Genomic DNA, 15,509 nt, shown 5'->3' with positions numbered 1-15,509 from the left:
AATTGAAACGAAGCCGTTGGAAGCTACATTTTCATAAAAAAATAAGAGCCCCCGCTATTGGATGCCCTAATGTGATTAAAGGTTTTTTCTGAGTATGTAGTAGGACACGAAGATCTTGTCCTACTACATACTATATGCTTATACTTATTACATTGTGCATTAGAAAGCACAATGTCTAGATGCCAAATAGATACATACACATTGGAGTAACTAACACGCTAGAAAAGACCTTTCTATATCCATTCATTCTTAATAGCCTACATTATTACTAATAAAATTTTCTCATACTTTCATTGTACAATTGCTTTATTTATAAACAAAAAACATCCCCATGGATGTTTTTTATCTAATTACCTTTAAACTTCCATAAATTTAGCAGGTACACCAATTTTTTCAACTACAGAAGATATATTAGTAGGGTTAATCATTACATTTTCAATACAAACTAATTTATTTTCTAATAATCCATTCTCTGTAGTAATAAACTCTTCAAATCGTTCTAAAGTCATTGAGAATCTGTGCTCACTTCCACCATTCATACTGACTTTTACATACTTCATAGTGTCACCGCCTCTCTTAATTATCTATAATTCGTTAAAAATACGCTTACTTCCTTTTATTAAAACGTGGATTTATCACTTTTATCACTTCCCACTACACGTTTGAAATGATTTTGAGAAAAAAGCTACTAAACACCACCTGTTCTTTTTATTAAAATTTCAATAGAATGTTTCTAGAATTATATATCTTTGGAAAAGATTATATAATAGTACTGATTAAATATTAGGAGTGTTATTAATGGTTGATATAATCCGACTCTTAATCATCATACTTATCGCAATTTTTTTATTTTCATCAATTATTATGGAGTTTAAAAAACCTCACAAAAGTATGTTTTGGTTCTCAATTGAAGTCTTGTTTCTGCTAGGAATCGTACTTTTAATTAAAGAATTTTTCATCAAACTTTCCGCATAAGCCCTTAAGTAAAACATAATATTCCATCAATAACGCAGGATAAATTATGATTTTTATTTTTTTCACTGAAGTTAATAATTTAACTTCCAATAGTTATCTTTTATTTATAACTACTTTATAAGCTTCTGCTAATTACTCTTTTTCGTATATTATCATGAAGACTAGAACAAGCATGCCTTGTCATATATTAGATAAGGGATGTGATAACATTGGGTAACAATAACAATCAATTTGTTTTTCATGTAGTAAAAAGCTCGGTCATTAAAAGATTTATAATTATCGATATAATTGCTGGAACAGGAATTTATTGGACCGTAAATTTCATTTCTTCAAATGCATTACTCGCAATTATTAGTTGTATTTTGGGGACAAAAAAAATGAAGAAAATACATCATTCATAGAAGCAATAACTAAATCCCAATTCATTTCTTTCAAATTTGTTACCTGTACTCTTCTTGAAATGGGAAAGTAATTTTTCACAGTTGGCTAATTCATCTGACTTTCTGGCAGACAATACTTTTGATTGTCTGCTTTTTGTATGAGATTTTTCGTTTTACATATACTACTTTTGAACCTGTATACCAATGCAAGCCATTTTAGTGTTTTGGATTTCCCTTCTTGGGATAAGTATTTTTTTACTTATCCCTTTTTTGTATAGGCATGAATATTTGGGGTAAAATTAATTACAAGCAGATTTTCTGTTTATTCGTAGTTCAAAACCAAAAGACTTTTCTCCTTTAAAGGACAGTAGGTACGACTACTTGTCCTTTTTTATTAATATTTCACACGCCATTTTTTGGCCAATTCTACATATTCTATTACAGCTGCCAAATAGCCGATGTTTATATTCATACAAAATAAGCAGTTTCTGATATTTTCCTTTTTGAGGCACACAACACAATAAAAATGTGTAACTATAGATTTGAATCCATGTCCCTCCTATCTCAAAAGCTCTCCTAAGTAACTAAAAAAAGAACACCTTATGTGGGTGTCCTTTTTTCTTTATGTAAGAGAACATACAGATAACATTAATTCTCCAAATGTCACTGTTCCTAGTAACCCTAATACAACTCCTATTAAACAAACACAATCGGCAAGACAAATTGAAGATTGCGATAATGGAACAAATGACCTACTTGTGCTCGATCCATAATGTTTTATTTTCTCATAATTTATATCTAACATAAAATGTAGACATGATACACAACCATCAATAGTTTGAAGAGATTCATTTTCTAACCGCACCAATAACTTGTTATTCAAAGCAAATGGAAGAGGGTACTGCTTATCTAATTTCATATTTTGATAAATTAATTGTAAACGAGATAGCATACTATTTTTCTTTTTTCAGATGCAGCTGTACATTTTATATTATTAAATTCATTTAATAACAGCGTCAATTCATCTCTGTTGCCGTATAAATCCCTAGCTATTCTTCTCTTTAGTTTGTACGAATGGATAATAGATTTAATTTCAATCATTTAATTACACTTCCTAATTAAATATTATTTCCCCTTATAGATAAAAAATACTTTTAAATCCTATTAACAATACACTCAAACATCTTAATTTACTATCAATTATCATTACATTAACCTTACATAGTTGTAATAATTTCTTTAGTTACTTACCAACCAGAAGCAGTCCATCCTCATAATTAATATTGTGTATATCACTATAGAAAATGAAATCATTAATAAAAATAACTTGACTTTATTTGCTTAATTAACCCTTCTCTTTACTTTGTAATAAAGTATTAAAATATTGCTGGTTATATATTACCGCTGGATGATTAGGTATATAATTTGCTGCTAATTCATTATAATGTAACGCCTTTTCATAGTTTCCTAAATGGCTGTAGCACAAGCTTATATGGAAATATGGAACCCAATTGTAACTTGCGGGGTTATAAAGTATCGCCTCGTTAGGATATGTAATTTTCGTGGCTGCTAAATACCAACGAATTGCTTCTTTATATTTTTTTTGTTCCATCATGACATGCCCTATCCCAACACAAATTTCCCCTCTTGGATTCCCGTATTGAAAAGCCCTTGTAAAAGTTTCTAATGCTTTATCCCACTTTTGAAGTTGCATATAACAATACGCTAAGTTTCCGCACACATAAACATTTCCTTCTTCCCATTTTTCTTTACTATCTAATACTTTTTTATAAAATTGAATTGCCTGATCATACTTTTGCTGAAACATACATTCATTCGCATAATTGAACCAATCTGTAAGCGTAACTTCTTCTGTCTCAATTATGGATTGGAGAATTTTAAAATTCTGATCAATTCTTGGCTTTTCTTTACAATGAGTAATAGTTATATCCGTGTGCAACACATTTCCTTCAACTTGTATAAATTCGTGCACTTTGTTAATCCATTGAAAATTTCTTGAGCGATTAACAAGCCTATAACGTGTTGTAATATACATTGGCTCCATACTTAATCCAGTATTCAAATGATAAAACATTAATACCGCGTCAATATCATTATTCATTTCTTGTTTTAAATTTAAAAATTTCTGCTGATCCTTTTCAAATAAAACATCATCAGCATCCAACCATAAAATATAATCTTTTTTCGCTTTAGAAAATGAAAAATTTCTGGCCGCCGCAAAATTATCATTCCACTTATAATCATAAATGTTAGTTGTATACTTTCGAAAAATATCTTTAGTTCTATCTGTAGATCCAGTATCTACAATAACTATTTCATCAACTATGTGTTTTACTGAATCTAGACACCTTGCGATAACTTGCTCTTCATCTTTTACAATCACGCATAAACTAATTGTTATTTCGGTCAAGATAATCCCTCCTCCTAATGTATTATATGATTGAAAAAGAAATTATCTTCACAAATACATACCTCAAGATATACATGAAGTTATTATTTAATTGACTAATACTTCTAAAACTGTGCATACGCTATAATGTGTCACACTCTTTTGCAATAAAATGCAATCATACAAAATAAGCGGTTTCTGATTACACAGAAACCGCTTATCCGACATCCGTATATTTATATTTTTTAAATTCACTATACAATTACCTTTTATATGTTCACGTTATTATTGCTAATAAGAAGGATAAAGATAAAAATGCACAAAGTGGTACATATAAAACAGTATCCATTCTAGCAAACTGCGTATCTTTTTTTCGTTTAAATATACCAAAATAATGAAACTCACCAATTACTCTTATGAAATAACAACCATACAAACCCAGGATCCTATTTGAACAAAAACATTGGGAACTGCGAAATGAACAATATTTTCTTGTTGTAATAAAATCATTGCTGCCATACTTAATAATAATGCAATGAACAATGTCATTCCTGCACCTGGTGTAAACGCCTTTTCTCCAGCTTTAGTTGGAATGACACTATTTGTCGCCCACTTACCTCCGAAAGCCCAATAAACATGTAAAAAACTAACTAAGAATAATATGCAAACAGAAATATATGTAATAATAAGCATTTTGTCCTCCCATTATTTTATTTAAATCCTTACCATTAAAATATGCTATGAATACTTCATACGCAACCTATATTTAATTACATAAAAACCCCTTAGTAATTTATCAATTTTACGATAAATCATTAAGGGGTTAGTGGAATTTATTATGCATTATACCTATTTTTTCGACGTTCCATCCTAGTTTGTCCTTGAACAGTACTTTCTTTATATTGATCTATTTGCTCTGCCATTTCATATGTTACAACTGGTTCTTCGTTATTACGCTCATGCATTCTTTCTGGCGTTTTACGTTTAGAACCTTTTCCACCAAACTTAAATAATTTCATCTTAAATTTCGGTAATCTTGGAAAGCGGATCTTAAATGATAGCCTTTTACGTTTCTTTTTTTGTTTAAATAGATTTGTATTTTCTTTATTAGTGTCTTTCTCTTTACTGTGTAATAACATCGCAAGTAATCCACCTAATATAAGTCCTCCAACTAAAAGGAGAATATATAAGTAATGGCTTGTCATTAAATTCATCATACGCTCAAGTATGACTAACGACTGCACTTCTTTTATATCCCATAGTAACGCGGCCCATAATGAGAATAAGCCAAAAGTAAGCCCGTATGTACGAAACCGGAATAAACATGGAATTAACGCAATGCAAGCGGCGATTTTCGCGTTCGCTATTATTGAACTTATTGAAATATCCTGATTCCAAATGACTAACAGTAATGTTATAAATGGTGCATACGCTATCCAGCTACATATACGTGAATATATCTTTTTCGCAAAGTAACTACCGAAACTAGTAAAAAATAAAAGTCCTCCAATATATAAAGATTGTTCAAGAGGGATTTGCTTTAACATTCCTGCAATTGGAAAGAGGCCGCTCAGTAGCATTAATAATACATCTAATTTCTTCACAATTCCCCATTCCTTTCAAATTTTCTTTTCAATTAATAAAAATCGCTTTTCCATATGATGTAGTTTTTGTATTTCTAAAAAACATCTTAATCCTGTATGTAAATAAAGTAAATACGTAAAAGAAAAGATACATGACAAAGGATAGCCTTATTTACATGAAAAAATGACAAATCCCGCTCATTATTACTAGCAGGATTTGTACACTATTATTTATATTAATATCAATGAATCTTCTTTTTCTAAAATTATTACATCTTCATCTAATTCGTCATTGAATTCTTTAAACTCCCTTGAATCAATATCGGTAGTATAATTTTTAATTAATTTAGCCATATGCATTACATACGTATTATGAATATTTTGTTCTGAGAGCAAGGTTGATTTACAGCACATGTAATGTATCATTTTGGCGATTTCTTCTCTCTCTTCAGATTTTACACCAAGCGGGATAACCTCGAGTATGTACTGCTGTACTATCTCATTACAATCTAATTCGTATGCAGCCGTGCTATAGTAAATTCCCATTTGATCTACAAATAATCTCGTTTCATTCATAACATGTTCTTGGTCTCTAACAATATAGTTCGGTACATCTGAGTTAGTATTAATTCTAATTATGTTTATATCCTCTTTAAAATTTGAGATTATTTCAGGTGAAACCCCAATATTAACGCTTTTATTTTGCAATTCCTCTATCCAATATTTCCTCATATTGGCATCTACAATAAAATAAACTTCTTTATTTTGTTTATGTGCATCTTGTGAAATTTCAACTAATGTTTCTGACATAAATTGTTTAAAACTGACTCCTATATCATTCCTTTTTGATGGTTGTGGTAAAAACACTTTATTATTACCTATATTTAATAAAGTATGATCAATTGTGCCCCATTCTTCTTGACCATATAATTTATATAATATTTCTCTCCCATTTATTTTTGAAAAAATAGGTAAGAAATCATATTTAGACATTTTCTCAATTGATAAATTTACAATTATCCCCGGTAATTCTATCTTATTCCAACTACACTTTAAGAACCCCTTTTGTTCTAACAAACTAAGAATGGCATTAATAATTTCTTTTTTAGATACACTTTGTCCGATAAATAAATTAATAAATGCTGAAATACGTTCCGTTTGAGCGAATCCTTCCCGAATAATTTGCTTTGGATTAATTTTTTCGCGACCATCACAATTTTTTATTGCAATTAATGCTAATTTCATTTCATTTTGCTCACCTGCCGTAGCATGTACAGCTTTTACGACATCGTCTACTAGTTTCTTTTTGTTTTTATGACTATATTGCATTCTATATGGATTTTGTAACAATTTCCTAATGTTATATCTTACTATTTTTAACAACACCGGATTGTCTGCATTTAATACATATGAGGAATCTCCGTTTTGAGCTAAAACTATTTTGCTATCTAATAACGCTTGTTCTATCTCTATTACTATATCATCTGACCATACTTCTAACGTAATTGAGTCTAATCCCTTTGGGGCAAATAAAGGTAATAACTCATTCTCATTATTAGTTAATACATTTTCACATTCTGGAAGTAATGTGAAATATGGGCATATTCGTTGGAATTCATTAAAAAGTTCCTCTTTTTCTCTTACTTTTATACCAAATTTTATTTTTGTTCCTTGAACTTTATATATATTTTCGTTATATGGAAGAAGCACTCTTACCTTTGTTCCTCTAATATACTCTTTCGGACATTGGAGAATGTTCTCTAATTTAACTTCTCCCCCTATCCTATAATCATCTTTTAAATTTCTAAAACGTTTAATCCACTTTATTCCTTTTACAGCTTGTTGTACTTTTAACTTTACAAATCTTTGCTTTTTATTATTTGATTCAAATTCAGGAGTTGAAATCAGTATTTGGCTCCGCTTTCGCCCTAAAAGTATAGGGATATCTTTATGATTATATTGTTGATAAAACCTCCTAATCCCTACAGATACTTTTAATAACGGAATATTCTCACCTCCACGAGTTACGTATTCAAACCGATATACATAAGAGAAATAATCATGTGTTTCTTCATCTTTAATTGGCTCAGACATCGCTTCAGAAACATGTTGTGATCGCAGTGGTGAAAAATATATTTCTTCCTCATTTTTATTTTCCATACGTAAAGGCTGTTCGCAAAAAATATGAGTAATTAGAGCTGGTACCCATTTAGAAAAGGTTTTTTTATCATGTAATGCTGGTAAATTACTAATTAAATCATACTGCCATTCTAAATGTGGTGGATCTATTAATTTATTAGGTTTCCAATCATGAATAACCTCATACCAGCTTTGGAAAATATAGTCTAACTGTTCTTGTTTCATTGGTTCTTTTGCTACAATCCAGGGCGTATCTTCCTTTAATATATATGGATTATGCTGAATGAATAATATATCAGAAAACATTTCATACAATCTTTCATTTACAAGTTTTAATTTGCTCGTTAATAAAAATGTTCTATAATGTATCTCTACAATCTCAAGCCATTCAATAGGAAAATAAATATACGATACTTTCTCATTATAGAGGGGTTCTACTATATTTTTAAATGCTAATAACTGTAATTTTTCCATATTATTAATACTTCCTCTCTTAATTTATATTGATCATGAATAATACTAGAAAAGATACCAATTTTTTAAGCATTAACGAATCAAATTTTAACCAAGCACATTAAAGGAAATAACTAAAATACATTTGGTTATTTAAATAAAACATTATTAAAATCAAATTAATATAAAGTAACTATTAACATATAACTACCTCCTTATGGGACTTTATATTATAAAATCATTATAATTAATTATTATATTTTTTATCTATGATTTACAAAAAAATTACAGAAACTAAATATAATAAAAGGTATCGCCTCTTTATATAGCGATACCTTTTATATACTCTTAATTAAATAACACCTTTAACTTCTTCATTCACCGGCCATTTTTCTAATGTATATGCCATTTCCCAAAATGAATATTCATATTGACTACTAAAAATAAAATGTTGTCTCATACGATTACGGTCTGCCTCTGTTACTTTTTCAGCGATCGTATCTAATCGTGTGATTTGCTCTTCTACTAGAGTACGGAACCAATCAGATCCATATGCAGAAATCCATTCTTGATAAATTGGCTCTTCTGGTTGACATTCTTTTAATCGTTCACCGATTTCATAATATAACCAATAACAAGGTAAAATAGCCGCAATAATATCTCCTAAATGCCCTTCATAAGCTGCGCGATACATATGAGATGTATAAGCGTATGCAGTTGGCGCAGGAATAAAATTATCTTTTTCTTCTTTTGTAATCCCTAATTTCTTTGCGAAATTCTCATGTAATGATAACTCAGCTTCATACGTATTTTGTGCATGGTGTGCCATACGAGCTGTCGTTTCTAATTCAAGAGCCTTTGCAGCACCTAACGTTTGTACTCTAGCAAAATGACTCAAATAATAAGAATCTTGAAGCACATAATATCGAAAACTAGCTAAATCTAATGTTCCTTCGCCTAGTTTTTTTACAAAAGGATGGTTAAAACTTGCTTCCCAAATTGAATCTACTTCTTTACGTAATGATTGTGAAAAAGTCATTTAAATCCCTCCAAATAATGTAAAAAATATACGTATTTATCCACAATTATTAAAGCTGTAAAATAAAAAAACTTTCTTTACAGGCGTAAAGAAAGTGAAATTGACAGTATTTATTCGTTAAATAGCAACGTCTTTCCCACTTCCCTACGCTGGCATTAACCAGATCAGGTACTAAGAGTCTCAAAATTTCATCTGATCTCAGCCTATAAAAGGCCCCCCTAGTGGATAAATATTTAGTTGTCGTATTGTAATTATCATAGCATACTTCGTGGAACTGTCAAAAGAATTAATTATATAACTACCTTAAAAACCTTCTTCTTTCCTTACTTTTAATGAAGTTTCAATTATCATATCTAATAGTTTGCTATAATTAATTCCCGCTGCTTCCGCACTTTTTGGCAGTAAACTTGATTGTGTCATCCCTGGTAATGTATTAACTTCCATTACATATGGAATTCCTTCCTTCACCATCATATCAACCCTTGCATAAACACTACATTTTAATGCTTTATAACAAGCCAGTGACGCTTTATTTACACGTTCCTTTATTTCAGCTGGAAGTTCGATAACTTCTTCAACTGTACTAGTATCATCATATTTTGCATTGTAGTCAAAGAACACAGCAGCATGTCGAATCGAAATGATAGGTAACTGTTGCCCATCAAAAATTGAACATGTAATCTCGTCACCTTTTATATACTTCTCAATTACTACTTCAGAATCCCATTCGAATACAGTTTCCAGCATAGAGATTAATTCATTTTTATCATAGACAATCTTAACTCCAACACTTGAGCCGCCAGAGTTTGGTTTTACCACTAACGGAAATCCTAATTTATCTAACTCCTCAAGCTTTAGATCCTCCATTTTTGTAAGTTCAATCCAATCTGGTGTCTCTACTCCTTCATAACGCAAAATCTTTTTCGAAATATTTTTGTCCATACATATACCGCTAGATAACATATTGCTACCGCTATAAGGAATACCTAAACTCTCTAGCGTCCCTTGAACTGTACCATCTTCTCCGTACTTTCCGTGTAATGCTAGCAATGCAAAATCAATGTCTTTCGCTTTTTCAATTAAATCCATTTTTTCATTTAACGTAATTGGAACGATTTCATATTTACTCTTATCTAAATGTGCAATCATTTCATTCCCAGTCATAATTGATACTTGTTTTTCAGAGGATACTCCTCCCATAATAACGCCAATTCTCATTTTCTCAACTCCAAGTTTCATTTTTTAAAGTTTCACCAATTATTTGAATCCCGCTAACAATTTCCTGTTCTTTCAAACGTGAAAATCCTAATCGGAATGTGTTCGCTCCTCCTCCATCAGAGTAAAAAACATCTCCAGGAGAAAACGTAACTCCTTTCTCATAACACTTTTGTAAAAGTGTGCGGGCTTGAATTTTTTCTTCCAACTCTATAAACAAATGAAGTCCACCGTCTCCAGTCATTCTTTTAAACGGAATGTACTGATTACACGCCCCAACAGCTAACTCATATTTTTTCTTATAAACAGATCTTGCTTTTTTTAAATATTTTTCAAAATATCCTTCATGTAAATATTGAAACAGAACAGCTTGATCTAACGTAGATGTGTGAATGGTTCTGGCTCTTTTAACACTTTCTAAATAATGTATCAGTTCTTTATCTGCAATGATCCAACCTACACGTAAACCAGGGAAAAGTACTTTTGAAAAGCTACTAATATAAATCACATTATTACCAGCCCCTGCAAAAGTTAATAATGGCGATAAATGTGAACCCGAATAACGTAATTCTTCATTAAACCCATCCTCTATAATAGGGATCTTGTATTTTGAAAATAACCTCATCAATTCCGTTCTTTTCTCCGAACTCGTAACAATACCAGTTGGATTATGATAAGAAGGGATTAAATACGCGAAATCAAAATCCTTTTCACGCAAACTTTTTTCTACTTCATTCGTATCAATACCATCATCATTCATATTAATTCCATGAACTTCAAGTCCATGTAAACGAAAAAGCTTCAATGCAGCATGGTGAGTTGGGTTCTCACAAATAACACGCCCTGATTTCTTCGATAAAGAAGATAACACAATATCTAATCCTTCTGTAAATCCATTTGTAATTAGAATATCTTTGTTCGAAATATCTACACCTTTCATTTCCATGTAATGAAGTAAATAATTCATTAACGGTCTATAACCTTTTGCATATCCGTAGTTCAATACGATATCCCCTTCAATGGACATACGTGTAAGAAAAGCTCTTTTGAAATTTTCAACATCAAATAGCTTTTCGTCCGGGGCTATACTATTAAAAACAATCATTCCTTTTTCCCAGCGAACTCCATGCTTCATTAAGTCTAATTCATCCGCTAATGTGGTAACTGTATTAAGTTTATTTTTCCAATCTATTTCAACAGACGAGGTGTTACTTATATCCACCTTCGCAACGAAATTTCCTTTTCCTTTAACTGCATAAATGAGTCCTTCTTGTTCTAAATCCGCATATGCAGAGAGTACTGTATTTCTGCTCACTGATAATAATTCACTTAGTTCCCTTGTTGATGGGATTTTTTGGTCCCCCAACAAATGCCCTTTCATAATCATCTTTTTTAAATAATCCTTTAATTGAATATAAACGGGACGATCTTTTACAACTTTAAAATCTTTAAACAATTTCTTACCCCCTGCAATTATTTTTGCATATTTATTTCATTCTCAAAAGGTCCACTACATATGTATTTTTTATTAATAGCGGTACGGTTATAAAGCCTATAAATCATTTCGATATAAATTGATTACATCTTTTAAAGCAGCAGCTGCAGCTCCGCGTGGATTAGAAGCTCCACCAATTGTAGTGACTTGTCCCATTGTATCTGTAAAGAACGTAATTCCTTTTTCCGTGCCATTTATATTTGCTAACGGATGTTCTTTCTCTAAATTACAAGGCTGTACACTAAGGTTTACTTTTCCATTATCATCTTTATATGCTGATGAAATTAATTTAATTGATTTATTTTGTTCCTTTGCATTTTGAATTTGTTGCGTTGTAACGTGCTCTATTCCGTTTATTTTTATATCTTTGAGTGAATAATCGTTTCCCATTAAACTATTCGTCAAAAGTAATAATTTACAAGCGCTATCCATCCCGCTTATATCTAATAACGGGTTAGTCTCCGCAATTCCTTTATTTTGTGCTTCTTGCAATGCTTCTTCAAACGTCTTATATTCTTCATGCATCTTTGTAAGAATATAATTTGTTGTCCCGTTCAATATTCCTTCTATTTTTTCAATATGGCAACCTGCTAAACTTAGTTGTCCAATGTCTAATGTCGGTAACGCAGCGGCAGTTGCACCGCTATATCGAATGCGTGAGCCTGAAATACGTGCTGCCGTATTCAGTTCACTCCAAGCTGTAACAAGTGCACCTTTTGAAATAGCTACTATATCCATTTGATTTTCAATAGCTTGTTTCATATACTGTTTCCCTGGATTTCCATTTTTAAGATTTGTAGCAGTTGATTCAACCAATACAGTACCATTTATATTAATCGTTCCGCGTTCCTCTGGATAATGTTCGATATATTTTTCAATTGCAGCAGAACCATCGCCATACGTCAATAAATCATTAATCTGCAAACCTTTTCCGTTATGTATTGCAATATTTCTTCCTATCACTCCACTAACAACTAAGTCAATTCCATATGTTTCATTTATATATAAATATTTTTCGTTTAATAATTTAATAAATTCTTTACCAACTGTCCCATACCCTGATAATACAACTTGAATTTTCATAAGATCACCCCATGTTTTTTTTGCCAAATCCCTCTTTCAATATAATATAAAGCGCCCTCGAATTCCATCGAGAGCGCTTTATTATTATCTATTTCGGTAACCGTGATAATTTTTCTGCAATTGTTCTATAAAACTCTTGAATATTAGAAAAACCTAAAGTGTCTGAAACGCTTAATCCTACCATATCAAGATGGTCCCAATTTGCTTTCGTTTCGATATGATTCCATTTTCCAACCTGTAAAGACTCATTATCATTTGCAGTAATATTAGACGAAGGCGCAATCATAGAATTTGTATTTACTACACCGTCATTTTGCCACCAAGAAGTATCTATTAATGTTCGATTCTCTTCATATCTTGCATAGGAACCTAAGAAAAATGCATTACCCATTAACACTTTATTCATCGTTATATGAGGTAACTGTAAACCTGTTATTGGTGCTGCTTGCGATGCATGTCCACTATAAGATAAGTAATATACATCCGATTGCGTCTTTACCCAATTATTTAACTCTTTTGCACCATCAGTACTTAAATCCCATTGACTTATATCTTTTGTATTTTTCCAAATTGAACTATTTAGAATACGATCACTATATTGGAAAAAGGACTCTCCGGCATTCTTTTTTATACCCCATTGTTCCAATTTAAAATCATATAATGATAAATTATTGTTTCCTCCTAAACTTGCAGCTGTAATGAGTAAATCTTTAACAAACGGCAACAGAAGACTTCCGTCCGCAAGTGTTGTACCATTGTGAGGAGTTGCTAATGTTGTAACACTATGAACATACGATTTACCACCTTCAAATAGTGGTGATATCTTTGTGTTCGGATGATTTTTCACATGATTTTTTTCTTCATAACTTCCTTCTTTTAATAGCTGTACTAATGTTCTCGTCGTTTGTCCTCCCATACTATGCCCAACTAAATGAACTTTATTTGTTTCACTCCAATTCGGTGCAAAACCACTATATGTTCTACCAAAACGATTATGTCCATGTTTCTCAGCATGTGCCGCGCCATAATCTACTGTTCCACCGTTAATTTGCGCGTATAATTCACATGCACGGTCCCAATTACTAGAAACAGGGCCAACAGCAGCAGTATGTACTGTATAACCATTTCTTTTTAAATCTTCCTGTATATCATGAACACCACCCCAATATTTTACCCCTAACATTTCTTCCCTACCCCATCCAGCAAATCCATTCACTAAAATGATAGGATAATTATTTTGTTGTCTCTCTTCAGCGTAAGTTGTTTTCGCTGCGAATGAACAAACAGTCACTAATGCGAAAAAACATACTTTTAAAAATAATTTCCCCATACTTTCTCCCCCTCAATAAAACGTTTACATTTATCTTTGAAAAAAAACACAAAATTAGTTTGCAACTTAAACATAATGTAAAGTATTTTATATACGTTGTATATATAGAAAACATTTACAAATGTTGATAAATATTAATTCTAGTAAGCATTTACTTTTCATAACACAACTTGTAAATCTGAATATTTGAATTTATAATTAAATATAGTTTCCTCATGTTAAATGGATTTAAAAATCATAAGAAAACTAATTTCATTGCTTGAAAAGGAGGAAAAAAGCATGCAAGTCGGATTAAACATTCATACATTAGCTCAACCTTCTAAAATAACCCCATCTAATCTTGAGCATAATACTATCTCTTCTACTAAGCATGAAGATAAGAAATCTAATGATCTAATCAAATTTGATATTCGTACATCTGAACAAGAAATGAAACAAGCGGATCATAAATTTAGCGAATTAGACTTATGGAAAATGCTAAAAGACAAAGGTGTACCTTTATGGATGATTTTAGAAATGTTACAGAAATTTCGTAAAGAAAAGGAATCTCAAAATGGTTCGGTTCAACATTCAAATGCGATTGAAGAAACGAGCGAGACTCGATTAAATGAAGTCATGTAAACTATGTTATCTGAATGGTCTATAACTAAAAAGAGTTCAAGGTTGATAGAAACTTTATCAACCTTGAACTCTTTTTTAAGATTTTTCTTCAATCGTTAAAAACTGAACTGATACTTCTCCCTCAAAATCTTTAATTAGCTTTCTTACTTTTACATTTTCATTAACCAATGTATTATCTGTCGACATTTTAGGTTTTTCGTCACCTAAAGATTTTTTTAATTGAAGAAGATGCATTTTTGTTTCATTTGCTTTTATTTCCTTATATATATTATTTTTGGATACAATCACATACCATTGCGTTGGATAATTACGCTTGTTACCTATCCAAGCGTCACTATTGTATATGACAGGAACCTCGTTTCCTTCTAATTTAATACTTTTCAAAGTCTTTTCGTCTTCTTGTGCAAACAGTAGAGAACCCTCTTTTGGGAATTTCGGTAACGTATTTACAGGTATAAAATTGGAGCCATTATCTCGTTTACGGAAAACTTTAGCTTTAATCAATGCTTGTGCTGTAGACTCATTTAAAATTAATACCTGTCCGTTTCCATAAGTACCTGTTTTCACAGAAAACACTTCATTTTCTTTCGTAATTTCTTGATAACGATTAATAATTGGTGAAATTTTATTTTCATTTCCAATGATTAATAAACCGTTTGCAGGAAATGGATTCTCCTTTTTAGAACATGCACTAAAACTTATTAATAATAGTATCGTTAACATAAAAATAGTTAAAGTTCTTTTCATCGCGTTTCCTTTCATCATACAGTTCATTTTTTCCACATA

The 15,509-nt window shown here is 31.1% G+C and carries 12 protein-coding genes, 2 pseudogenes and 1 riboswitch; of the genes and pseudogenes, 2 read left to right on the top strand and 12 right to left on the bottom strand.

Annotated elements, in window-relative coordinates; genetic code table 11:
- Positions 1–356 precede the first annotated feature (356 nt).
- On the bottom strand, positions 357–560 hold the full coding sequence (locus B5P42_RS19110; RefSeq protein ID WP_113734942.1) for a hypothetical protein: 204 nt from the start codon (positions 558–560) through the stop codon (positions 357–359).
- Positions 561–1,184: 624 nt separating this feature from the next.
- On the opposite strand from B5P42_RS19110, the gene B5P42_RS32795 reads away from it, so the two are divergent.
- Positions 1,185–1,376 (top strand): hypothetical protein, encoded by a 192-nt coding sequence (locus B5P42_RS32795; protein ID WP_113734941.1) that lies wholly within the window; start codon positions 1,185–1,187, stop codon positions 1,374–1,376.
- Positions 1,377–1,977: 601 nt separating this feature from the next.
- On the opposite strand, the pseudogene B5P42_RS19100 reads toward B5P42_RS32795, so the two are convergent.
- The 10 genes and pseudogenes from B5P42_RS19100 to B5P42_RS19055 form a co-directional block, all read right to left on the bottom strand.
- Positions 1,978–2,456, bottom strand: a pseudogene (locus B5P42_RS19100) (homoserine dehydrogenase).
- Positions 2,457–2,700: 244 nt separating this feature from the next.
- The gene (locus B5P42_RS19095; protein WP_370445719.1) at positions 2,701–3,786 is read right to left on the bottom strand and encodes a glycosyltransferase; all 1,086 of its coding nucleotides are present in this window, start codon (positions 3,784–3,786) and stop codon (positions 2,701–2,703) included.
- 337 nt (positions 3,787–4,123) lie between these two features.
- Positions 4,124–4,458: pseudogene (locus B5P42_RS19090) on the bottom strand (DUF3995 domain-containing protein); the annotation flags it as partial.
- 143 nt (positions 4,459–4,601) lie between these two features.
- A complete protein-coding gene (locus B5P42_RS19085) occupies positions 4,602–5,369 on the bottom strand; it encodes a DUF3959 family protein (RefSeq protein ID WP_113734939.1) in 768 nt (255 codons plus the stop codon).
- Between the two features lie 210 nt (positions 5,370–5,579).
- Positions 5,580–7,961, bottom strand: coding sequence for a pPIWI_RE module domain-containing protein (locus B5P42_RS19080; RefSeq protein ID WP_113734938.1), 2,382 nt, complete (start codon positions 7,959–7,961; stop codon positions 5,580–5,582).
- 331 nt (positions 7,962–8,292) lie between these two features.
- Entirely contained in the window at positions 8,293–8,979 is a 687-nt protein-coding gene (gene tenA, locus B5P42_RS19075) for a thiaminase II (protein ID WP_002032475.1), read from the bottom strand.
- 124 nt (positions 8,980–9,103) lie between these two features.
- Positions 9,104–9,209, bottom strand: a riboswitch (TPP riboswitch).
- Positions 9,210–9,282: 73 nt separating this feature from the next.
- On the bottom strand, positions 9,283–10,197 hold the full coding sequence (gene ddlB / locus B5P42_RS19070; RefSeq protein WP_002013134.1) for a D-alanine--D-alanine ligase: 915 nt from the start codon (positions 10,195–10,197) through the stop codon (positions 9,283–9,285).
- A gap of 4 nt (positions 10,198–10,201) precedes the next feature.
- On the bottom strand, positions 10,202–11,650 hold the full coding sequence (gene pdxR / locus B5P42_RS19065) for a MocR-like pyridoxine biosynthesis transcription factor PdxR (protein WP_002185703.1): 1,449 nt from the start codon (positions 11,648–11,650) through the stop codon (positions 10,202–10,204).
- A gap of 96 nt (positions 11,651–11,746) precedes the next feature.
- A complete protein-coding gene (locus B5P42_RS19060; RefSeq protein WP_113735054.1) occupies positions 11,747–12,772 on the bottom strand; it encodes a homoserine dehydrogenase in 1,026 nt (341 codons plus the stop codon).
- An 88-nt stretch (positions 12,773–12,860) separates the two neighbouring features.
- Positions 12,861–14,102 (bottom strand): esterase/lipase family protein, encoded by a 1,242-nt coding sequence (locus B5P42_RS19055; protein ID WP_113734937.1) that lies wholly within the window; start codon positions 14,100–14,102, stop codon positions 12,861–12,863.
- Positions 14,103–14,381: 279 nt separating this feature from the next.
- On the opposite strand from B5P42_RS19055, the gene B5P42_RS19050 reads away from it, so the two are divergent.
- A complete protein-coding gene (locus B5P42_RS19050) occupies positions 14,382–14,723 on the top strand; it encodes a DUF3914 domain-containing protein (protein ID WP_002127670.1) in 342 nt (113 codons plus the stop codon).
- A 75-nt stretch (positions 14,724–14,798) separates the two neighbouring features.
- Here the strand turns inward: B5P42_RS19050 and B5P42_RS19045 are convergent, their stop codons facing one another.
- On the bottom strand, positions 14,799–15,470 hold the full coding sequence (locus B5P42_RS19045; RefSeq protein ID WP_088033834.1) for a lipoprotein BA_5634 family protein: 672 nt from the start codon (positions 15,468–15,470) through the stop codon (positions 14,799–14,801).
- Positions 15,471–15,509: the final 39 nt, after the last annotated feature.

The organism is Bacillus sp. SRB_331 (genome assembly GCF_003264175.1).
GTDB lineage: Bacteria > Bacillota > Bacilli > Bacillales > Bacillaceae_G > Bacillus_A > Bacillus_A mycoides.
The sequence above is the reverse complement of the archived record's forward strand: the minus strand, read 5'-3'. Positions and strand labels throughout refer to the sequence as shown.